A 22051-nucleotide genomic window follows, 5' to 3' on the forward strand; every position below is an offset into this window, starting at 1 on the left:
GAGTACAATCGTCAGCTTTTGCCGGGCCCCATGTCCCGTCGCTGGAATTCCCAATGCTGACCGGTAGCTACTCCTCTTCGCTGGTGTTGATTTCGCTGTGCGTGGCGATTCTGGCGTCCTACACCGCCCTTGACCTGACCGGCCGTATTGCCACGGCCAAGGGGCGGGCGTCGTACTTGTGGATGGGAGGCGGCGCGCTGGCCATGGGCATCGGCGTGTGGTCGATGCACTTCATCGGCATGCTCGCGTTCAGCCTGCCCATCGACCTGGGCTATGACCTGGCCCTTACCGCGTTCTCGCTGCTGATCGCCGTCCTGTCCTCGGGTTTTGCCCTGTGGCTGGTGAGCCAGCCGAGCTTGCCGTGCCTGCAACTGGGTTTTGGCGCGCTGATCATGGGCGCCGGCATTGCCTGCATGCACTACACCGGCATGGCTGCGCTGCGCATGTTGCCGGGCATCGACTACGACCCGGCGCTGTTCGGGGCCTCGCTGCTGATCGCCGTGGGCGCCTCGGCAGCGGCGTTGTGGATCGCCTTCCGTCTGCGCCGGCACACCCCCTATGTGCGGCAGATCCGTGGCCTGGCGGCGGTGGTGATGGGCATCGCCATCGTTGGCATGCACTACACCGGCATGGCGGCGGCGAATTTCCCCGAGGGCAGCTTCTGCGGTGCTCTGGGTGGCGGGCTGCAGGGCGACGGCCTGGTCTATCTGGTGCTGATCACCACCCTGGCGGTGCTGGCGGTGGCCTTGCTGACCTCGGTGCTGGACGCCCGCCTGGAGGCGCGCACTGCCGAGCTGGCCCGTTCGCTGACACTGGCCAACCAGGAACTGACCCAGCTGGCCCTGCACGACACCCTCACCGACCTGCCCAACCGTACCCTGCTGGCCGACCGCATCGAGCAGGCCATCGCCAAGGTGGCGGAGCAGGGTGGCTGTTTTGCCCTGATGTTCATCGACCTGGACGGCTTCAAGCCAGTCAACGATGCCTTTGGCCATCATATCGGTGACCTGCTGCTCAAGGCAGTGGCGTCCCGCCTGCGCGGCCACCTGCACAGCCAGGACACCCTCGCGCGTATCGGCGGCGACGAATTCGTGCTGCTGGTAGAGCTGCAGGAGCCTGACGATGCCATGGACGTGGCGGTCAAGCAGGTGAACCTGGTGTCACGGCCATTCCGCGTGGCCGAGCATGACCTGCAACTGTCGGCGAGCCTGGGCATCGTCCTGTACCCCGGCAACGGCCACGACCAGCACGAGTTGCTGCGCAATGCCGATGCCGCCATGTACCACGCCAAGAGCGCGGGCAAGAATGGCTACAGCTTCTTTGATGTGTCGATGAACAGCAACGCACGCCAGCAACTGCAACTGCTGCAGGACCTGCGCCAAGCGCTGGAGCAAGGCCAGTTCCGTTTGCATTACCAGCCCAAGTTTGACGCCCAGGCCTGCCTGCCGATCGGTGCCGAGGCTTTGTTGCGTTGGGAGCACCCGCAGCACGGTCTGTTGCTGCCCGACCGCTTCATCGGCCTGGCAGAAAAGACCGGCCTGATCATCCCGATTGGTGAGTGGGTACTTGACGAAGCCTGCCGGCAGATGCGGCATTGGCTGGATCAGGGGCACGCGGGCTGGCGCATGGCGGTGAACCTGTCGGCCATCCAGTTCTGCCATGCAGGGCTGGTCGAGAGTGTGGCCCGCGCCCTGCAGGAGAACGGGCTGCCGGCCAATTGCCTGACCCTGGAAATTACCGAAACCACCGCCATGCACGACGCCGATGCCAGCCTGACGGTGCTGCAACGCCTGTCCACCATGGGTGTGGACCTGTCCATCGATGATTTTGGCACCGGTTACTCCAGCCTGATGTACCTCAAGCGCCTGCCGGCCAACGAGCTGAAGATCGACCGTGGCTTCGTGCGAGACCTGGAGCAGGACAGTGACGATGCAGCGATTGTCTCGGCAATCGTCGCATTGGGCCAGGCACTGGGCCTGCGCATTGTTGCCGAAGGGGTGGAGACCGACAAACAGCAGGACTTTCTGACCCGACTGGGCTGTGATTCGCTGCAAGGATACCTGCTGGGGCAGCCGGTACCAGCCGAGCAGTTCATGGGCAAGTTGCAGGCCTTGCGCCAGGACAAGAGCGTTGCAGGCTAAACAGCGCGGCGCAAGGAGAGGGCGGGTATGAACGCGTCCATTTCCGCTTCGACGGCTTCGATGATGCGCTCCACATCGGCTGCGGCCATGATGGCTGAACACGGGATGCCGGCGATGGCCATGAGGGTTTCGCCGGTGGCGCGGTCGAACAGCCGCGCGACCATGCTGCGCGGCGCATCCATGTTGGCTTCGAAGCCCAATGGATGAAAGTGCCAGCGCATCACCTGGCAGGCGTTTGGGAACGTCATCTTGTTCATGCCAGCCTCCTTGTCCGTGCCTGGACGTGGTGAACAGCCAGCCACGCCTATGTGGCTGCCGGGAATGTAAACATAGCAGTTGCTACGGGTGATTCTCGGCTGCAAACATGACAAATGTAGCAATCCATGACTTGGGTCACACCCGGGCGATCATGCCCATAAGCCCGCTGCGTTCAGGCAAACGTTTACTTCACGCGATAGCGCCGGTTATCCGCTTCAATCAGGCAGCCCTCGCGGGTTACCGACGAAACACTTTTCGGACGAGCGGCAGGGTCACCCCAGCAGCCCGGCCGCGATGTTGATGGTGAACCCCAAAATCGCCGTGTTGAACACGAAACCCACCAGCGAATGTGCCAGCACCACCCGCCGCAGTTGCCGGCCGGCAACGCCTACGTCGGAGGTTTGCACGGCCACGCTGATGGTGAACGAGAAGTAGTGAAAGTCCCAATAGTCCGGGTTGCGCTCGCCGTCGGCGAAACGCAACGGTGGTTCATGGTTGTGCCCGGTATAGAACAGGCGGGCGTAATGCAGGCTGAAGATGCAGCCGATCAGCAGCCAGGAGCCGGCCACGGTCAGGCCGGTGTAGAGGTAGTGCAGCGCCAGTGCAGTGCCCTGCAGGCCTTTGCTGGACACCAGTTGCAGGGTGACCGCAGCGAGGCTGGCGATGGCCGCGATGCACACGGTGAACAAGACCATGCCTGCGTTTTCGTCTTCGACGCGGGCAACCTTGCGGACCCTTTCCGGGCTGGCGTCCCAGGTGAGGTACAGCACCAGCAGCAGGTACAGCCATACGCCAAGGTTCCAGCCAGCGAGGATGTGCTGCACGGTATCATCGGCGGGGATCAGCCAGGCGCCGACAAGGCCGACTGCGGCGGCGAAACTCAGGCGGGGGTGGGTTCGGGTCAGGCGGTGGAAAGCCATGGGGCCTCATTTACTGGGGGGTTGGCTACTACTCTAGACGGTTGCAGCCGGAGTACTGGTTTACACGGTCTTTGTGGGAGCGTTGCCTGCGGTTTTCTTTGATGTCGCCCATCGCACGGCATTGCAACTCTCAGTACACTGCATGCTCAAACACCAACATCCGTTGAACTCGAGGTTTTTGCATGACGCTCAGTCCTTTGGCAGGCAAGCCGGCTCCGGCCAGCGTGCTGGTCGATATTCCCCGACTGCTCACCGCCTACTACACCGGCCGCCCCGACGCTGCCGTGGCGGCCCAGCGGGTGGCCTTCGGCACCTCGGGGCACCGGGGCACTTCGCTTGAATTGAGTTTCAACGAATACCACGTGCTGGCCATTACCCAGGCCATCTGCCTGTACCGCCAGGAAAAGGGCATCGATGGCCCGCTGTTCATCGGCGCCGACACCCACGCGCTGTCGGCACCGGCCACTGCCAGCGCCCTGGAAGTGCTGGCGGCCAATGGCGTGCAGGTAATGCTGTCCAAGGACGACGAATACACGCCCACGCCGGCCGTGTCCCACGCCATCCTCTGCCATAACCGTGGCCGCCAGCAGGGCCTGGCCGACGGCATCGTCATCACCCCGTCGCACAACCCGCCGCAAAGCGGTGGCTTCAAGTACAACCCGCCCAATGGCGGCCCTGCCGACAGCGACGTGACCAAGTGGGTCGAGGCCAAGGCCAACGAGTTGCTGGCAGCGAACCTGGCGGGCGTCAAGCGCATGGACCATGCCCAGGCGCTGCAGGCGCCGACCACCCAGCGCCACGACTACGTGAGCAGCTATGTGGCGGACCTGGAAAACGTCATCGACTTCGACATCATCCGCAGCGCCAAACTGCGCCTGGGCGTCGACCCGTTGGGCGGGGCAGGGGTGCGCTACTGGTCGGCCATTGCCGAGCACTACAAGCTGGACCTGGAAGTGGTGAACACCGAGGTGGACCCGACCTTCCGCTTCATGACTGTCGACTGGGACGGCCAGATCCGCATGGACCCTTCCTCGCCATACGCCATGCAAGGCCTGATCGGCCTGCGCGAGCGCTTCGACGTGGCCTTTGCCTGCGACCCGGACCACGACCGCCACGGCATCGTCACCTCTGACGGCCTGCTGCAGCCGAACAACTACCTGGCCGTCGCCATCGACTACCTGTTCCGTCACCGCCCGCAATGGCGCACCGACGCCGCGGTGGGCAAGACCGTGGTGTCCAGCGGCCTGATCGACCGCGTCACCCAGCGCCTGGGCCGTGAGCTGTACGAAGTCCCGGTGGGTTTCAAGTACTTTGCCCAGGGGTTGTTCGACGGCTCGCTCGGCTTTGGCGGCGAAGAGAGTGCCGGCGCGTCGTTCCTGCGCCGTGATGGTTCGGTCTGGGCGACCGACAAGGACGGGCTGATCCCGGCCTTGCTGGCCGCCGAGATGACCGCCCGCACCGGGCGCAACCCGAGCCAGGCCTACGCTGACCTGACCGAGGCGCTGGGCAAGCCGTTCGCCACCCGCGTCGAGGCCAAGGCCGATGCACGGCAGAAGGCGTTGCTGAGCAAGCTGGCGCCGGAACAGGTGAAATCGACCGAACTGGCCGGTGAGCCAATCGTGCAGATCCTCAGCCACGCACCAGGCAATGGCCAGGCGATTGGCGGGCTGAAGGTGATGACTGCCAACGGCTGGTTCGCCGCGCGGCCGTCGGGCACCGAGGACATCTACAAGATCTACGCCGAAAGCTTCATAGACGAGGCGCACTTGCAGCGCCTGGTACAGGAAGCGCAGGTGCTGGTGGATGCGGCGATTGCCTGACCGGTAACAAACCGCTTGGTGCTGCGGCGTAACGTAAATTAGAATTAATCCTATTTACGCCGCCGCAGGGCCATCCCCATGATCGACGTCGCGCCGCCACCGGAGCCTAGCCTGCCTGCCCTGTACCGGGAGCATCGCAGCTGGCTTGAAACCTGGTTACGCCGGCGCCTGGGCAATGCCTGGGATGCTGCTGACCTTAGCCAGGAAACTTTTCTGCGGGTGCTGGCCAGTGCCCAGCCATTGGCAGACATTCGTGAGCCACGCGCCTACCTGCTGACGGTGGGCAAGCGGTTGCTGAGCAACTTCCACCAGCGGCGCAGCCTGGAACAGGCCTACCTTGATGCCTTGGCGCATCTGCCCGAGCAGCACGTACCCTCGCCAGAGCAGCGCTGGCTTTTACTGGAAACCCTGCAAGCCCTGGACGAGCTGCTCGATGGCCTCAAGGCACCGGTGCGCAAGGCCTTTCTCTGGAGCCAGCTTGAAGGCCTGGGCTACGCCGAGATCGGCAAGCGGCTGGGCGTTTGCGAGCGTTCCGTCAAACGCTACATGGCGCAGGCTTACGAACATTGCCTGCTGGCCGAGTTGCAATGACCACACACTCCCCCGAAATCCGCGAAGCGGTGCGTGCTGCCGCCCGCTGGCTGGCGTTGCTGGATTCTGGCGATGCCAGTGAGACCGACTTGTTGCGCCTGGCGCAGTGGCGGGCGAGCAGCAGCCTGCATGAAGACGCCTGGCAGAAGGCATCATTGCTGCGCGAGCGATTTTCCGGGTTGCCCGGGGCGTTGGCCATGGCCACCCTCGACCGCCCGGACGCCGGCCGCCGCGCGCTGCTCAAGCAAGCCCTGGGTGTAGCGGCGCTGCTACCGGCCGCCTGGCTGGCAAGCCGGGAGCTGCCGCTGGAGGCCTGGACGGCCGATATGCGCACAGGGGTAGGGGAGCGCCGGCAGGTGCTGCTGAGCGATGGCACCTTTGTACAGCTGAACACTGACAGTGCGGTGGATATCGACTTGCGTGCGCGCCGGCTGACACTGTTGCGCGGCGAAGTGGCGCTCAGGGTACCCGATAGCCTGCGCCTGGCGGTGCAGGTGCCTTACGGGCAGGTTGCACTCAGCGCTGGCGACTTCAATGCAGGTGAAGTGTGCTTGCGCCTGGTCGATGAGGCCTGCCGGGTTTCAGTGGTCAAGGGGCTGGCCAGCCTGCAGCCACTGCGTGGCGCGGCCCGGGTGCTGCAGGCCGGGCAGCAGGCCAGTTTGCAGGTGGCTGGCGTCGGCCCGGTTAGGGCACTGGACGAATGGCTGCTTGGCTGGCGCGAAGGCGTGCTGCGCCTGGATGACCGCCCCTTGGGCGAGCTGTTGCATGAACTGCGACGGTACCGTCCCGGCGTGCTGCGCTGGTCCCCGGAACTGGAACAGCTCAGGGTCACCGGCACTTTCCGCCTTGACGATACTGATCGGGTGCTGGCCTTGCTTGCCGCCAGCCTGCCGTTGCAGGTGCAGGCACGCACGCGTTACTGGGTGAGCCTGGCTGCGCGAGAAAATCATGCATGAGGCTGTCCCCTTTTTTCCACTCGCCGGTCATTACCGGTAGAAGAAACTAAAGGGGAGCCTTGTTCAATGCCTGCAGTAATGTCTTGCCGCTTGCGCCCACTGGTGCGCGCAGTGCGGCCGTTGTTCGCCATGAGCCTGTTGTTGTCTGCACCCGCCTGGGCCGATGAGGCGGCGCGGCGTGCCTATCAGGTGCCGGCCGCCAGCCTGGGCGCCGCACTCACCCGGTTTGCCGACCAGGCCGGCGTCAGCCTTTCGCTGGACCCGGCACTGGTCCGGGGCCGGCAGAGTAGCGGCCTGTCTGGTAGCTACAGTGTCGAAGAAGGCTTCCTGCAGCTGCTACGTGGCAGCGGCCTGCAGTTGCTGCCGGTGGGCCATGGTGCGTTCACCCTGGCGCCGCAGCCCCAGGCGGATGGGGCGCTGGAAATCGCCCCGACCAGCATTGTCGGCGGCCTGGCGGCGGGCGGCGAAGCTCAGCCTTATGCCGGTGGCCAGGTGGCGCGCCAGGGCGCCCAAGGGCTGCTTGGCTCTCGCGACTTCATGGAAACCCCGTTCAGCATCACCAGCTACACCAGCGAGTTGGTGAAGAACCAGCAAGCGCGAACCTTGGGCGAGCTTATCGCCACCGACCCCTCGGTGCGCGCCACCAACCCGGCGGGTGGGCGTTTCGAGCAGTTCACCATTCGCGGCTTCAGCCTGTTCAACAGTGACGTGGCGTACAACGGCCTTTACGGCATCCTGCCGACCTACTCGATCGACATGGAAATGGCCGACCGGGTCGACATCATCAAGGGCCCCAGCCAGTTGATCAACGGCATTTCGCCGCGAGGCAGCGTGGGCGGCGGTATCAACGTGCAGCCCAAGCGGGCTGGCGACAAGCCGCTCACCGAGTTCACCGGCAGCTACGCGTCGGCTGGCCAGGCAGGCGGCGCGGTGGACGTAGGCCGGCGCTTTGGCGAAGGCCAGCAGTTCGGCGTGCGCTTCAACGGTGTGAAGCAGGCGGGCGATACCGAATGGGACCACCAGCGCGTCGAGCGCGAAATGGCGGTGCTGGGCCTGGATTTTCGTGGCGAGCGCCTGCGGTTGTCGGCAGACCTCGGCCATACCGAGCGTGACACCGATGCGCCGCAAGAGCGTGTGCTGGTTGGGGCCAACGCCAAAGTGCCGGACGCCAACGATGTACGCCACAACTATGCCCAGGCCTGGAGCAAGGCGCGCACCAACGATACCTTTGGCGCACTGCATGCCGAGTACGACGTCAGCGAGTCGCTGCAGGCCTATGGCGCGGTCGGCGCGCGCAAAAGCAACCATGATTTCCTGCGGCACAACGTGTCCATCACCAACGATGCCGGTGATTTCACCGTGCAGCCGCGCGACTTTACCCGCGATGAAACGGTGCGCACCGCCATGGCGGGTGTGCGCAACTGGTTCCACACCGGGCCAGTCAGCCACGAGCTGAACCTGGCCGCTACCTACTTCTACATGGACTTCACCAACGGCGGCGCGCGCTATGCTTCGGCGTCCAGTAACCTCTACAACCCGGTAGCGACACCGACGCCTGGTTCGCCCACCCGCATTGACCCAGAGGTCTACACGGAAAACCGCTTCTCTGGCGTGGCTTTGGCCGACACCCTCGGGTTTTTCGATGACCGTCTGTTGCTGACCCTGGGGGCACGCTGGCAGCGGGTGCAAGTGGATGACTGGAGCGACGGCGTCAAAGGCGACACCGCCTACGACGAAGAAAAAGTCTCGCCCTCTGGCGGCGTGTTGTTCAAGTTTACCGACCAGCTGTCGTTGTACGCCAACTACATGGAAGGCCTGAGCCAGGGCAAGATCGCACCGTCGACCTCGGTCAACGAAGACCAGATCTTCCCGCCGTTCACCAGCCGCCAAGTCGAGGTGGGGGCCAAGTACGACCTGGGCCAGGTCGCCTTTACCGCCAGTGCCTTCCGCATCCGCCAGCCGGCCTACGAGACCAACGCCACTTCGCGGGTGTTCGGCCCCAATGGCAAACGCGACAACCGTGGTATCGAGCTGAGCGTGTTCGGTGAGCCCGTACAAGGGGTGCGGGTGCTGGGTGGGGTGATGTATATCGACAGCGAGCTGACCGATACCGTGGGTGGCGCCGTTGATGGCAACCGCGCGCCGGCCACGCCCGAGTACAACGTCAACCTCGGCGCCGAATGGGACGTGCCGGGGGTGAGTGGCCTGACACTGACGGCGCGGGGCATTCACTCCAGCTCGCAATACCTGGACCAGAACAACAGCAAGCAGATCGATGGCTGGGAGCGTTACGACCTGGGGGCGCGCTATGCCTTCAACGTGGACGCTACCGAGGTTACCTTGCGGGCCAGTGTCGAGAACGTGCTGGATGATCGCTACTGGAGCTCGGCCGGTGCCTCGGATGACAGTGAGCCGGGGCTGACCCTTTCCACGCCGCGTACCTACCTCCTATCGGCAACCGTAGGTTTCTAGCTCAAGCAGCCGGGGCCGCTTTGCGGCCCATCGCCGGCAAGCCTACATCGCCCGCCCAAGCTTTTGCGCCTGGCCCTGCAACACACGCATCAGGTGCATCGCCGCATGCGATGGCGGCTCGAAGCGCGAATAGACAAAGCTGATGTCGAAGTGAATTTCGTCCGTCAGCGGCACCACCGCCAGGCCGCTGTCCTGCGCCACGAATTCGTCGATCACGCTGATGCCCATGCCTTGCTTGACCAGCGCCACAGCCTCGTTGGCATTGGTGAACGACAACAGTGACGGCAATTGCGCGCCGTGGCGCTCGATGTGCTCGGCAAGCAGCTTGCCAAACGGCATGTCGGGCCTGAACAGCAGCAGCGGATGGCCTTCCAGTTGTTGCAAGGTCAGCGAGGTATGCCCGGCCAACGCGTGCTCGGGTGGCATCACCACCACCATGCGCCCGCGCATGAAGGCCTGCGAATGCAGGTGATCGTGTACCACGGGCAGGGCGGCAATCGACAGGTCGACCTTCTTCGACAGGATCTGGTTGGGCATCTCGCCCATCAGCGAGGTTTGCCACTCGATGTTCAGCGAAGGCGCCTCACGCTTGAGCTGGGCCAGGGCAATCGGGATCACCACCGTCGACAGCGAGGCGCTGCACGAGATGCGCAGCTTGCGGTGGCCGCCCGCGCCCAGTGACAGGGCGCATTCGTTGACCTCCAGCGCTGCCTGGTACACCCGCTCGACTTCGCGGAACAGCACCTGCGCCTCGGCCGTGGGCACCAGGCGGTTGTTGATGCGCTCGAACAGGCGGTAGCTCAAACGCCCCTCGATGTACTGGATCAGCTTGCTGACGGCCGGCTGCGACACGTACAGCAGCTTGGCCGCCGCGCTGATCGAGCCGGTCAGCATCACCGCACGGAACACTTCCATGTGCCGCAGCTTGAACACCATGGGGCTTGCGTCTGCGCCTTCGTTGCCAAGCAGCATATCTATTACCTTCGGTTATGGTCTTTGCCATCTGGGTATGAGCGCCAAACCTGGCCACGCAGTATCGTTAACCCAGCCAAATTGCCCTTGCGGCGCACAATAACAAGATCTGAAGGCAAGCGCAGTGGCGCTGCCGGGAGTGCTGCGTGAACATCTTTGACGAACCGAAGATCGATTGCCATAACCATTTGTTTGACCCCGCCCGTTTCCCTTACCACCCCGACGCACCCTATGCCCCCTCCGGCCAGGAAGTCGCCACCCAGGAACAGTTCACCCGCGTGATGGACACCTATGGCGTGCAACATGCCTTGCTGGTGGGCCCCAACAGCGGCTACCACACCGACAACCGCTGCCTGCTGCATGCCTTGGCCACCGGGCAAGGGCGGTTCAAGGGCGTGGCGGTGGTCGAGGTGGATATCCAGCTCGATGCGCTGGCTGCGCTGCAGGCGCAAGGGGTGGTCGGTGTCGCCTTCAATCCCGCGCTGTACGGGGTAGCCAGCCTCAAGGACGTTGACGGCCTGTTGGGCAAGCTTGTCGAGCTCGACCTGTTCGCCCAGGTGCAGGTGTGCGAAGACCAACTGCTTGAACTGCGTAGCCTGCTTCAGGGCTCGCGTGCACGCTTGCTGATCGACCATTGCGGCCGGCCGGACGTGGCGGCTGGCGTGCAGCAGCCGGGCTTCCAGGCGCTACTGCAACTGGCTGACAGTGGCCGCGCCAGCGTCAAGCTGTCTGGCATGCAGAAGTTCGCGGCGGCCGATGCGTTGCTGGAGCAAAGCCGTGCCTACGTGCACGCCTTGCTCGAAGCCTTCGGCGCGGATGCCTGCGTGTGGGGCTCGGATTGGCCGTTCATTCGCCAGCGCTCGCGGGTGGACTACGGCCCGTTGCTGAAACTGGCCGAGCGTCTGATGCCGGATGCCCGGCAGCGCCAGGCAGTGATGTGGGACACCCCACGACGTCTGTTCGGGTTCGCCTAGAACCCCGTTTTGCCATTCCAATAACAAGAGAGCAACCGTCATGAACACTGAACAGAACGCCAGCCTCGGGGTGTTTGACACCCCGGCACGCGCGCAGCAACGCACCCGCACCCGCTTCATGATCCTGGCGCTGATATCGGGCGGCACCATGATCAACTACCTCGACCGCAGCGTGATGGGCATTGCCGCGCCCAGCATCAGTGCCGACCTGGGCCTGAACGCGGCGATGATGGGGGTGATTTTTTCTGCCTTCTCGTGGACCTACGCTGCCGCGCAGATCCCCGGTGGCATCCTCATCGACCGGTTGGGCACCAAGCTCACCTACTGGCTGGCACTGACGTTGTGGTCGCTGTTCACCGGCCTGCAAGGGCTGGCGCAGGGCTTTCTGTCGTTGCTGGGCATGCGCTTTCTGGTGGGCATGACCGAAGCACCGTGTTTCCCTACCAACAGCCGGGTAGTGGCTACCTGGTTCCCGCAGAGTGAGCGGGCCAGGGCGACCGGTATCTACACCTTTGCCGAATACACCGGGCTGGCGTTCCTGACGCCGCTGTTGTTCTGGGTGCTGCATGCCTATGGCTGGCGCTTTCTGCTGCTGGCCGTGGGCCTGATGGGCATCCTCTATGGCCTGGTGTGGTGGCGCAAGTATCACGAGCCGCACGAGTCGACCACCGCCAACCAGGCCGAACTCGACTACATCGCCGCCGGTGGCGGGGTGGTCGATGGCGGGCAGAAAGCCACCCAGTTCCGTTGGTCGCAGATCCCGGCGCTGCTCAAGCACCGCAACATGCTGGGCATCTGCCTGGGGCAGTTCGCCTGCAACTCTACCAACGTGTTCTTCCTCACATGGTTCCCCACCTACCTGGTGACCGAGCGGCATATGCCCTGGCTCAAGGTCGGCTGGGTGGCGGTGCTGCCGTTCATTGCCGCTTCGCTGGGCACACTGGTCGGCGGCTGGCTGTCTGACGCCTTGCTGCGCCGTGGCTATTCGCTGAACGTGGCGCGCAAGCTGCCGGTAATTGCCGGGCTGCTTACTGCTTCGGTGATCGTGCTGGCCAACTACGTCGAGTCCGACGCGCTGGTCATCACCATCCTGTGCATCGCCTATTTCGCCCAGGGCATGTCGGCGCTGGCCTGGATGATCGTGTCCGATATCGCCCCCAAAGGTTTGCTGGGCCTCAGTGGTGGCCTGTTCAACCTGTTTGCCAACGCGGCGGGCATCGTTACCCCCCTTACCATCGGTATCATCGTTTCGATGACTGGCTCGTTCGTCTGGGCCCTGGCGTTCGTGTCGTCGATCACCGTGCTGGGGGCGCTGTGCTACCTGTTCATGGTCAGCGACCTGCGCCGCTTGCCGGAAATTCCTTCTGTCGAAAATGGAGCTAAACAATGAGCCAGTACCTGCAAGGCCAGACCGCAATCGTGACCGGTGGCATGCGTGGCATCGGCCTGGCAATCGCCCAGCGCCTGCATACGGCCGGCGCCCAAGTGGTGATCTGGGACCTCGCTGTCGACGGCTGGGACAGCGTGGAAAACGGCTTTGAACCGGTGCTGCGCCAGGCGGTCGATGTGTCGTCGCTGGCCTCGGTCGAGGCGGCTTTTGCCGAGACGCTGGCGCGCTTGGGCCAAATACAGATACTGGTCAACAATGCCGGCATCAACGGCCCGGTGGTGGCGTCGTGGGATTACCCGCCAGAGGCCTGGGACAAAGTCATCGCCATCGACCTGAACGGTGTGTTCTATTGCTGCCGCACCGCCATCCCGCACATGCGTGAACGTGGCTACGGGCGCATCGTCAATATCGCCTCCATGGCCGGCAAGGATGGCGTGCAGTACATCTCGGCGTATTCGGCCGCCAAGGCCGGGGTCATCGCCTTCACCAAGGCGGCGGCCAAGGAGCTGGCGCAGGACGGTGTGCTGCTCAACTGCGTGGCACCGGCCATGGTCGAGACGCCGCTGATGGCCGAGATGACAGCGGAACACATTGCCGCGAGCAAGGCCAAGATCCCCATGGGGCGCTTCCTCAAGGCCGAGGAGATCGCCAATATGGTCAGCTGGATTGCCGGGCCCGAGTGCAGCTTTACCACCGGCTTTGTCTTCGACCTCAGTGGTGGGAGGGCGACCTATTGACTGGCCTGGGCGTGGCGCACCTGACGGCGCTGCAACTGGCGCCGGCGAGGCTGGTACGCGAGGCCCGCCGCGCCGGGTTCAGTGCGGTGGGGCTGCGCCTGCACCCGGTGATGGCGGGTGCACTGGCCTACCCGGTTGCGGCCGGTAGCCAGGCAATGCGAGAGCTGCGGGCGGTGCTGGATGGGGAAGGCGTGCGGGTGACGGACATCGAGTTCGTCTCGCTGACGGCGCAAACCCGGGTGGCTGATTACCAGGCGCTGTTGGCTGCAGGTGCAGAGCTGGGCGCGTTGAGCCTGACAGTGTCCGGCGACGATGAGGATGTTGCGCGGCTGACCGACAATTTTGCAGCGCTGTGTGAAATGGCGCGTGGCCATGGCCTGCGTGTGGACCTGGAGTTCATGCGCTGGCGGCCGGTGGGCACTTTGCAACAGGCTTGCGCGGTGGTGACGGGGGCGGGGCAGGCCAACAGTGGCGTGCTGGTCGATGCCTTGCACCTGTTCCGCTCCGGTGGCCAGGTGGCCGACATCGGCGCAGTCGACCCGCATTTGCTGCGTGCGGTACAACTGTGTGATGCACCGATGCTGGCGCCTGCAGAAGCGCTGATTATCCCGGAAGCGCGCGAGGGCCGCTTGCTGCCGGGCGAAGGGCAGCTGCCGCTGGCAGCGTTGCTGGCGGCGTTGCCGGAGGACGTGGACATCAGTGTGGAGGTGCCGTGCGCCGGCTTGCCCGCCGAGCAGCGGCTGCAAGCGGCGGCACAGGTAACCCACGCCTGGCTACACGGCAGGCGACCTGTGTCACCCGCTGTGCAGGTTGCCGGTCACGCCTGATCCGGGACCACGGCGATCACGTCGATCTCCATCAGCCACTCGGCCTGAGCCAATCCGGCGACCACCAGCCCGGTGGAGATCGGGAACACGCCCTTCAGCCACTTGCCCACTTCCTTGTACACCGGCTCGCGGAAGCGTGGGTCGGTGATATAGGTGGTGGTCTTGACGATGTGCGACAGGTCGGAGCCCGCTTCTTCAAGCAGTTGCTTGACGTTCTTCATCGCCTGTTCGGTCTGCGCCTGGGGGTTACCCAGGCCCACCAGCTTGCCTTCGAAGTCGGTGCCGACCTGGCCGCGCACATAGATGGTATTACCGGCCCGCACGGCCTGGCACAGGTCGTTGTCCAGGGTCTGGTTGGGGTAGGTTTCCTTGGTGTTGAACATGCGGATGCGAGTATGGGTAGGCATCAGTGGGCTCCGAGGGTGCTGACGTTGCTGATCGTGTTGGTTTGCTGTTCATCCGCCTCGCGCTGTTCGCGGTCGCGGTAGGCCAGGTAGGTGCGTTGCGTGGCGATGTGGCCGGCGACGTGCTTGGCGTCGTGCCACACCCCCCAGATGAACGACGAACCACGGCGCGACAACCACGGCAGGCCCAGGAAGTACACGCCAGGCTCGCGGGCTACGCCGCGCTGGTGCTGGGGCTTGCCGTTGGCGTCGAAGGTGTCCACCTGCAGCCAGCTGAAGTCCACGCCGTAACCGGTGGCCCAGATGATGCTGGTGACGCCGGTCTTGGCCAGGTCCAGCTCGCGCAGCGGGTTGCTCATGCAGGCCGGGTCTGGCAGGCGTGTGCGGGCCTCGGGTTCTTCCGGCAAGTCCAGGCCGTTGCTTTCGATGTAGGCGTCGGCGGCATCCAGCAGGGCCAGGTAGTTTTCATCGCCGCGGTTGATGTTCTCCACCAGGTTGTCCTGGAAACGCGCCACGCCGTTCTCGAACGACTGGGTAAGGCCGACCAGGGTCATGCCTTGATGGGCGAGGGCACGGAAGTCCACGGTGTGGCCGCCACGGGCGCCGCTGACGGCGATGGTGACGTGCTCGCGACCGGGCTTGGCGATTTCTGCATCCCACTCACCCAGCACACCCAGCCACCAGCAGAAATCGCGGTTGCGGTAGGCCCGTGGCGGGCGGTCGTGGGCACCGACCGACAGGTACACCTGGCGGCCTGCGCGCATCAGTTCTTCGGCAATCTGCACGCCGGAGGAGCCTGCGCCCACCACCAGCACTGCGCCCTCAGGCAACTGCCCGGGGTTGAAGTAGGCGGCGGAGTGGATCTGGTGCAGGTTGCTGTCTTTCGGTGCGATGGCCGGGATCACCGGCTTCTGGAACGGGCCGGTGGCAGCGACCACACGGTTGGCGCGGATCACCCCTTCATTGGTTTCGATGGTGAAGCCAGGGCGGTCGCTGTTGCGCACCACGCGCTTCACTTCGATGCCGGTGCGTACTGGCAGGTTGTACTTGCGTACGTACTGCTCGAAGTAGTCGGCCACTTGGTCCTTGCCCGCGAAGGCGTCGGCGTCGAGGTTGAATTCCAGGCCTGGGAAGCGGTCGTGCCAGACCGGGCCGTTGGCCACCAGCGAGTCCCAGCGGCCGGTGCGCCAGGCCTCGGCGATGCGGTTGCGCTCCAGCACCAGGTGCGGCACGCCAAGCTTGTTCAGGTGTTCGCTCATGGCCACGCCGGCCTGGCCGGCGCCGACGACGAGCGTGTCGATTTCGAGGTTGTTCAGTGTCATGTCCGAGCCCTTGTTCAGGCGGTTTTTGTAAGGTCGGTTTGGAGGACCGCCGTTGCCTGGAGCCAGACTAGGGATGCTGCACGAATGGCGAAAATAGTATTTAGCTGGTGCTTGCCGATAAAACGGCGAAGGCCTTGGATTTTGTGGTGTGTAGTGTGTGTTGGCCCAGTGCATGTCTTGGTTAATGTGGTGGTGCAGAGATCGAGCGCCGCCCGCGCGGCGCTTCGCAGCACAAGGCTGCTCCTACATTTGTTTCAGGCCAATGATGCCTGCACCAACGCGCGCGACCGCCTTGTTTACTCGACACGACATTGAGGTGAACACCAAAGGGCCGCGCGCCTCGACCTCAGGATTAATTGGCCCGAAACAAATGTAGGAGCAGCCTTGTGCTGCGAAGCGCCGCGCGGGCGGCGCTCGATCTCTGCCGGAACATATTTTTTTCCTGCCTAACCCCTCGGAAAATGTTGGTTTCGTGGGCTAGAAGGTTGCGCCCAGAATGCTCTGCATCGCACAGGACAACAGGAGCATTACCATGACCTTCTCCATCATTGGCCGCTGCCAGGAAACCGGCCAGGTCGGCATCGCCATCAGTTCGTCGAGCATCGCCGTGGGCGCCCGTTGCCCTTGGGTACGTGCGGGTGTTGGCGCTGTTTCCACCCAGAACATCACCTTGCCGGCACTGGGCCCGCAGATTCTCGATGCCCTGGAGCAGGGCCAGTTGCCGCCTGCGGCTGCGCTGGACCGCGTACTGAGCGCCAATGGCTGGAGCGAGTACCGCCAGGTCACAGTGATCGACAGCCAAGGCCAGGTGGCACTGTTCACCGGTCGCGAGGCATTGGGCACGCACAATGCCGTGGCCGGCGAGCAATGCGCGGCGGCGGGTAACCTGTTGTCCTCGACCCGGGTGATCGAAGCGATGGTCCTGGCCTTTGAAGAGGCCAGTGGGCACCTGGCCGACCGCTTGCTGGCTGCCATGCATGCGGCGATGGCCGCAGGTGGCGAGGCCGGGCCGGTGCACTCGGCAGCGTTGAAGATCGCTGGCGAGCTAACCTGGCCATTGGTGGACCTGCGCGTAGACTGGGCCGATACCGACCCGATCGGTGTGCTTGATGGCCTGTGGCAGGCGTACCGCCCGCAGATGCAGGATTACGTTACCCGCGCGCTGAACCCGACGGCCGCGCCCAGCTACGGGGTGCCGGGCGATGAGTGATTTTGCCAGCCGCGCGCTGCTGGCCCGGCTGGTCGGCTTTGCCACGGTCAGCCGGGACTCCAACCTTGAGCTGATCAGCTTTATCCGTGATTACCTGGCCGAGCAGGGGGTGGAAAGCGAACTGTTCCACAACCCGGAGCGCACCAAAGCCAACCTGTTCGCCACCATCGGCCCCCAGGGCGTTGGCGGCGTGGTGCTGTCGGGGCACACCGATGTGGTGCCGGTGGACGGCCAGGCCTGGACCGTCGAGCCGTTTGCCCTGAGCGAACGTAACGGGCGCCTGTATGGCCGCGGCACGGCTGACATGAAAGGCTTCATCGCCTCGGTGCTGGCAGCCGTGCCCGCGTTCCTTGCCCAGCCGTTGCACACGCCGGTGCACCTGGCATTCTCCTATGACGAGGAAGTGGGTTGCCTGGGTGTCCGCTCGATGCTGGCCGCGCTCGAACAGCGCCCGCACAAGCCACGCCTGTGCCTGATTGGCGAACCTACCGGGCTCAAGCCGGTGCTGGGGCACAAGGGCAAACTGGCGATGCGCTGCCAGGTGCAGGGTGCGGCCTGCCATTCGGCGTATGCGCCGTACGGGGTGAATGCCATCGAGTATGCGGCGAAGCTGATCGGCAAGTTGGGTGACATCGGTGACGCGCTGGCATTGCCGGCGCATCACGACGCGCGCTTCGACCCACCGTTCTCCACGGTGCAGACCGGGGTGATCAAAGGGGGTAGGGCGCTGAATATCGTGCCGGCAGAGTGTGAGTTCGATTTCGAAGTGCGCGCGCTGCCAGGGTTCGAAGCGCAGGCAGTGGCCGACCAGTTGCAGACCTATGCAGAGGCCGAGCTGCTGCCCCGCATGCGCAAGGTCGATGCCGCCAGTGACATTCGCCTGCAACCGTTGAGTGCGTACCCTGGGCTTGCGACATCGGCAGACAGCGAGGCGGCGCGGCTGGTGGCGCTGCTCAGTGGCACGGATGAATTCGGTACGGTGGCGTTTGGCACCGAAGGCGGGTTGTTCGACCAGGCCGGGATCCCGACCGTGGTATGCGGGCCTGGCAGCATGGACCAGGGGCACAAGCCGGATGAATTCGTCAGTGTCGAGCAGTTACGGGGGTGTGATGCCATGCTGCTGAGGTTGGTGGATTACCTGCGGCAGGCTCACGTCTGACAGGGTAAAGAACGTATGCAGGAGCGACCTTGTGTCGCTCCTGCAGGGATCGGTGTCTGCTTCAGGTTAGAAGCTGGCCTTGACCTGCAGGCCAACCACCAACGCGTTGTCGATCTTCTTCCCCGAGAACGCCCCCGGCTCGATGATGTACTGCACATCCGGGCGCAGGTTCAACCATGGCGTCGCCTGGTAGCCATAGCTCAGTTCGATCAACTGCTCGGCGCTGTCGATGTCGGGGAACTGCTGGCCAGCGTTGAAGGCAGCGTCTTCCAGCACATCACGGCTACGCGGGTTGGGCACGGCACGGCCGTAACCCAGCGCCACCGTATCTTTCGGGCGGCCTTCGAACGGCTTGTACAGCACCACGCCGGCGCCATACCACTTGGTGAACGGCGAGGCGGCCTTGCTGGATGCCGAGTACTGGCCGAAGGCATGCAGGCTGCGGCCTGGCGAGCTTTGGTCGTTCCATACGGCCTGGTCGATAAGCAGGTAGTGGCCGCCACGGCCGGATACTTCGTCATCGCTGCCGATGCGTTTCACGTCGGAGCTGTCGTAGTAATAGCCCAGCTTGTACTCGCCGGGCAGTTCACCCTGCAGCTTGTACACCAGCTCCACTGGTACCACGGTGCCGGTGGTGTGCTTGGGGCCCAGGTGCCAGGCGCGGCTGGAGTTGCCATTGCTTTCGGGGTCGACGTTGAACGCCGCCACGCGCAATTGCCAGGCGGGCGACAGGTCGTACTTCACCCGCACGCCCAGGTGAGCGTTGGGGTAGTTGGTCCAGCCGCTGCCACCGGACATGTTCAGCGGGTGGCCGCAGAAGCCGGCGTTCATGAAGTTGCACAGGATGCCGCTGTCCAGGCCGCCCAGGTCGTTACCCATGGCCATGTAGCCCAGCTTGACGTTGAGCGCCGGGGTGAACAGGGTGCGCTCGTAGCTCAGCTCGGTCAGGCGGGTGTACAGGCCACCGAAGTTTTCCTGGATCGGCAGGCGGTTGCCCACCAGGTCTTCCGAGGCACTGTTACCACGGCGGTCGTTGATGGTCAGCTGGACCTTGCCGCCGTTGTCCAGGCCATACAGTTTCGACAGGTCGAACTGCACGCCCAGCTTCAGGTTCTGCGAATAGCGCGCCGAGCGGTGCAGGCCGCCGTGGGCGTTGTAGGCGGTTTCGCCGCTGTAGTCGCCGGTGAACTTCACGCCGTCGTCTTCAAGCTGGTGGCGCAGGCCGCCCCAGTCGCCGGTCAGGGTACTGCGGGTCATCAGGTCGCCGTCGGCCAGGGCGGTGGTGCTGGCCAAGGCCAGCAGCAGGGTAGGGGTAATGCGAATTGCGGATGGCATTGCTGTGTCTCGGGTTGTTATTCAGGGCCATTCACGGATGAACCCGCGCCCGCATGGCCAGTGCTGACCTTGTGGGAGCGGGTTCACCCGCGAGGGGGGCGACGCGCTCTTACGGCAAGGCGTAAGAAATCACGTAGTCGCCGCGGTCAGTCGACTGGCGGGCGCCGCCAGCAGTGATGACCACGTACTGCTTGCCGGTCTTCGGCGAAACATAGGTCATCGGGCCGCCCTGGCTGCCCACTGGCAGGCGAGCCTTCCAGATTTCGTTACCGTTGCTGCTGTCGTAGGCGCGCAGGTAGAAGTCCTGGGTGCCGGCGATGAACACCAGGCCGCCTTGGGTCGACAGGGTGCCGCCCAGGGTTGGCAGGCCGATCTTGATCGGCAGGTGCATGCGGATACCGAGCGGCCCGGTGTCTTCAACGGTGCCCACCGGTACTTGCCAGGCCACCTGGCGGGTCTTCATGTCGATGGCGGTGAGGGTGCCGAACGGTGGTGCCTGGCACGGGATGCCGGCTACCGACAGGAAGCGGTTCTTGTTCACCGCATACGGGGTGCCCTTGAGCGGTACTGCGCCCATGCCGGTGTTCAGCGCTTCGCCACCGGAAGATGCACCACCTTTGTTCTGCGACGGAATCATCTGGATCCACAGGCCCAGGCGCATGTCGTTGACGAAGATGAAGCCATGAACCGGGTCGGTGGAAATGCTGCCCCAGTTCATGCCGCCCAGCGAACCCGGGAAGCTCAGCGACAGGTCGGTGCCCGGCGCGGTGTACAGGCCGTCGTAGCGCATTTTCTTGAAGTCGATGCGGCACAGCAGCTGGTCATACGGGGTGGCGCCCCACATGTCCGACTCGGTCAGGGTTTGCGCGCCGATTTGCGGCATGCCCACCGATTTCGGCTGGGTTGGAGAGTACGGCTCGTTCGGGATGTTGCTTGGCTTGACCGGTACTTCGTCGACCTGGGTCAGCGGCTTGCCGGTGGCGCGGTCGAGCACGTAAATCTGCCCGGCCTTGGTGCCGATCACCACCGCAGGAACCGACTGGCCGTCGTCCTTGGTAAAGTCGATCAGGCTCGGCTGCATCGGCAGGTCGAAGTCCCACAGGTCGTTGTGCACGGTCTGGAACACCCACTTCTGGTTGCCGGTGGTGGCGTCCAGGGCCAGCACCGAAGCGCCGTAGGTGTGGTCCAGCTTGCTGCGCTCTACACCGTAGATGTCGGTGGACGACGAACCCATCGGCAGGAACACGGTGTTCATTGCCGGGTCGTAGGACATCGGTGCCCAGCTGTTCGGGGTGCTGCGCACGTAGGTGCTGTCGCCCTGCGGTGCCTGGCGGTCTTCCGGGTTGCCCGGGTCGAAGGCCCAGCGCATTTCACCGGTGATCACGTCGAAACCACGGATCACGCCGCCTGGCATGTCGGTCTGGACGTTGTCGGCAACACGGCCGCCGACCACCACGGTGGTACCGGCCATCAGCGGTGCGGAGGAGAGCTGGTAATAGGAGTCCGGCACATTGCCCAGGCCGGTCATCAGGTTGACCTGGCCGTTGTTGCCGAAGCCCTGGCAGAACTCGCCATTGTCGGCGTCGACGGCAATCAGGCGGCCATCGATGGTGTTGGTCAGCAGACGACGCTGGCAGTTGGCACCGGCCGGCACGCTACCGCCGGCGACCGGCGAGCTGTTCGGCTGGGTCGGCTGGGCGATGGCTGCAGTGGCGTCGAAATAGGCCATGCCACGGCAACGCTGCCAGACCTTGGACTGGGCGTTGATTTCGTTTTTCCACAGCTCTTTGCCGGTATCGGCATCGAGGGCGATCAGGTTGTTGTGCGGGGTGCAGATGAACACCTTGTTGCCGATCTGCAACGGGGTCAGCTGGTCCTCGGCACCATTGCCGTCGCTGATGGCCACGTCACCGGTGTGATAGGTCCAGGCTACTTTCAGCTTGTTGACGTTGTCGCGGTTGATCTGGTCCAGCGCGGCGAAGCGGCTGCCACCTTCGGTGTTGCCGTAGTGGGCCCAGTCCTTCTGCTCTTTGCCAGCCTCGACCGGGGTCATGCCCGGGCCTTTGCCGGTAGGGGCGACGCTTGGGTGGGCGACGAACATGTTGCCGGCGGCGATCACCAGTGCAACGGCCATCACCCCGGCAACACCGTAGGCACCACGGCCGGCACTGGCACCGTTGGCACGGGCCAGCAGCGGGTAGACCAGCGCCACGACCATGCCGATCGCAGCAAACATGAACAGGCGCGAGAACAGTGGCCAGAACACCAGGCCGGTGTCGATCAGCGCCCAGATCGCGGTACCGACCAGGAACGCTGCGTACAGCCAGGCACCGGCCTTCTTGCGGCGGGCGATGAGGACACCGGCGATGGCCATGGCCAGGCCGCCGATCAGGAAGTACAAGGAACCGCCCAGGCCGGCCAGCTTGATGCCGCCAGCAGCCAGGAGGAGGCCGAGCAGGGCGATGATCACGCCCAGGCCGATCAGGATGATGTTTGTGGCGCCAGAAGCGCGCGGTGTTTCGTTCATGCCAGGGATCTCAGCAGGTGGAATGCGCGCAGTCTA

The 22051-nt window shown here is 64.3% G+C and carries 18 protein-coding genes; 11 read left to right on the forward strand and 7 right to left on the reverse strand.

Going from position 1 to position 22051, the window contains the following annotated elements:
* Positions 1-53 precede the first annotated feature (53 nt).
* Positions 54-2141 (forward strand): putative bifunctional diguanylate cyclase/phosphodiesterase, encoded by a 2088-nt coding sequence (locus SB756_RS05095; RefSeq protein ID WP_341798641.1) that lies wholly within the window; start codon positions 54-56, stop codon positions 2139-2141.
* On the opposite strand, the gene SB756_RS05100 is transcribed toward SB756_RS05095, so the two are convergent.
* Together SB756_RS05100 and SB756_RS05105 are read right to left on the reverse strand one after the other, a co-directional pair.
* On the reverse strand, positions 2138-2398 hold the full coding sequence (locus SB756_RS05100; RefSeq protein ID WP_132843521.1) for a DUF1652 domain-containing protein: 261 nt from the start codon (positions 2396-2398) through the stop codon (positions 2138-2140). The genes SB756_RS05095 and SB756_RS05100 overlap by 4 nt on opposite strands.
* A 273-nt stretch (positions 2399-2671) precedes the next feature.
* Positions 2672-3319, reverse strand: a complete 648-nt coding sequence (locus SB756_RS05105) for a DUF1345 domain-containing protein (RefSeq protein WP_341798642.1) — start codon at positions 3317-3319, stop codon at positions 2672-2674.
* 182 nt (positions 3320-3501) lie between these two features.
* Here SB756_RS05105 and pgm point away from each other — a divergent pair, with 182 nt between their 5' ends.
* From pgm to SB756_RS05125, 4 genes are all read left to right on the forward strand, one after another.
* Complete coding sequence (gene pgm, locus SB756_RS05110; RefSeq protein ID WP_341798643.1) at positions 3502-5139, forward strand: phosphoglucomutase (alpha-D-glucose-1,6-bisphosphate-dependent); 1638 nt, start codon at positions 3502-3504, stop codon at positions 5137-5139.
* A 78-nt stretch (positions 5140-5217) separates the two neighbouring features.
* A complete protein-coding gene (locus SB756_RS05115; protein ID WP_341798644.1) occupies positions 5218-5730 on the forward strand; it encodes a sigma-70 family RNA polymerase sigma factor in 513 nt (170 codons plus the stop codon).
* The gene (locus SB756_RS05120; protein ID WP_410910313.1) at positions 5727-6686 is read left to right on the forward strand and encodes a FecR domain-containing protein; all 960 of its coding nucleotides are present in this window, start codon (positions 5727-5729) and stop codon (positions 6684-6686) included. The genes SB756_RS05115 and SB756_RS05120 overlap by 4 nt, the downstream gene beginning before the upstream one ends.
* A 66-nt stretch (positions 6687-6752) precedes the next feature.
* Entirely contained in the window at positions 6753-9158 is a 2406-nt protein-coding gene (locus SB756_RS05125) for a TonB-dependent siderophore receptor (RefSeq protein ID WP_410910314.1), read from the forward strand.
* Positions 9159-9200: 42 nt separating this feature from the next.
* On the opposite strand, the gene SB756_RS05130 is transcribed toward SB756_RS05125, so the two are convergent.
* Complete coding sequence (locus tag SB756_RS05130; RefSeq protein ID WP_341798647.1) at positions 9201-10130, reverse strand: LysR family transcriptional regulator; 930 nt, start codon at positions 10128-10130, stop codon at positions 9201-9203.
* A 146-nt stretch (positions 10131-10276) separates the two neighbouring features.
* On the opposite strand from SB756_RS05130, the gene SB756_RS05135 reads away from it, so the two are divergent.
* Genes SB756_RS05135 through SB756_RS05150 form a run of 4 tightly spaced genes read left to right on the forward strand, consistent with a single transcriptional unit; the run spans position 10277 to position 14058 of the window.
* Entirely contained in the window at positions 10277-11104 is an 828-nt protein-coding gene (locus tag SB756_RS05135; RefSeq protein WP_410910315.1) for an amidohydrolase family protein, read from the forward strand.
* A 40-nt stretch (positions 11105-11144) separates the two neighbouring features.
* Positions 11145-12494: an MFS transporter gene (locus tag SB756_RS05140; RefSeq protein WP_049275925.1), complete on the forward strand. Its 1350-nt coding sequence runs from the start codon at positions 11145-11147 to the stop codon at positions 12492-12494.
* Positions 12491-13231 carry an SDR family NAD(P)-dependent oxidoreductase gene (locus tag SB756_RS05145; RefSeq protein ID WP_341798649.1) on the forward strand — a complete coding sequence of 247 codons (741 nt, stop codon included), beginning with the start codon at positions 12491-12493 and terminating at the stop codon, positions 13229-13231. Before SB756_RS05140 ends, SB756_RS05145 begins: the two co-directional genes overlap by 4 nt.
* Positions 13228-14058, forward strand: coding sequence for a sugar phosphate isomerase/epimerase family protein (locus SB756_RS05150; RefSeq protein WP_410910316.1), 831 nt, complete (start codon positions 13228-13230; stop codon positions 14056-14058). The genes SB756_RS05145 and SB756_RS05150 overlap by 4 nt, the downstream gene beginning before the upstream one ends.
* Here SB756_RS05150 and SB756_RS05155 read toward each other — a convergent pair.
* Positions 14049-14465, reverse strand: a complete 417-nt coding sequence (locus SB756_RS05155) for a RidA family protein (protein ID WP_341798651.1) — start codon at positions 14463-14465, stop codon at positions 14049-14051. The genes SB756_RS05150 and SB756_RS05155 overlap by 10 nt on opposite strands.
* Positions 14465-15784, reverse strand: a complete 1320-nt coding sequence (locus tag SB756_RS05160; RefSeq protein ID WP_410910317.1) for a flavin-containing monooxygenase — start codon at positions 15782-15784, stop codon at positions 14465-14467. The genes SB756_RS05155 and SB756_RS05160 overlap by 1 nt, the downstream gene beginning before the upstream one ends.
* Before the next feature lie 532 nt (positions 15785-16316).
* Between SB756_RS05160 and SB756_RS05165 the strand changes: the two genes are divergently transcribed.
* Entirely contained in the window at positions 16317-16994 is a 678-nt protein-coding gene (locus SB756_RS05165; RefSeq protein WP_341798653.1) for a DUF1028 domain-containing protein, read from the forward strand.
* The gene (gene argE, locus SB756_RS05170; protein ID WP_410910318.1) at positions 16987-18153 is read left to right on the forward strand and encodes an acetylornithine deacetylase; all 1167 of its coding nucleotides are present in this window, start codon (positions 16987-16989) and stop codon (positions 18151-18153) included. The genes SB756_RS05165 and argE overlap by 8 nt, the downstream gene beginning before the upstream one ends.
* Before the next feature lie 66 nt (positions 18154-18219).
* Here argE and SB756_RS05175 read toward each other — a convergent pair whose 3' ends face one another.
* Positions 18220-19488 (reverse strand): carbohydrate porin, encoded by a 1269-nt coding sequence (locus SB756_RS05175; protein WP_016499341.1) that lies wholly within the window; start codon positions 19486-19488, stop codon positions 18220-18222.
* Between the two features lie 109 nt (positions 19489-19597).
* Positions 19598-22015 carry a glucose/quinate/shikimate family membrane-bound PQQ-dependent dehydrogenase gene (locus SB756_RS05180; RefSeq protein WP_341798655.1) on the reverse strand — a complete coding sequence of 806 codons (2418 nt, stop codon included), beginning with the start codon at positions 22013-22015 and terminating at the stop codon, positions 19598-19600.
* Positions 22016-22051: the final 36 nt, after the last annotated feature.

The sequence above is a fragment of the Pseudomonas sp. SIMBA_068 genome (assembly GCF_046534705.1).
In the GTDB taxonomy this organism is placed as follows: Bacteria; Pseudomonadota; Gammaproteobacteria; order Pseudomonadales; family Pseudomonadaceae; genus Aquipseudomonas; species Aquipseudomonas putida.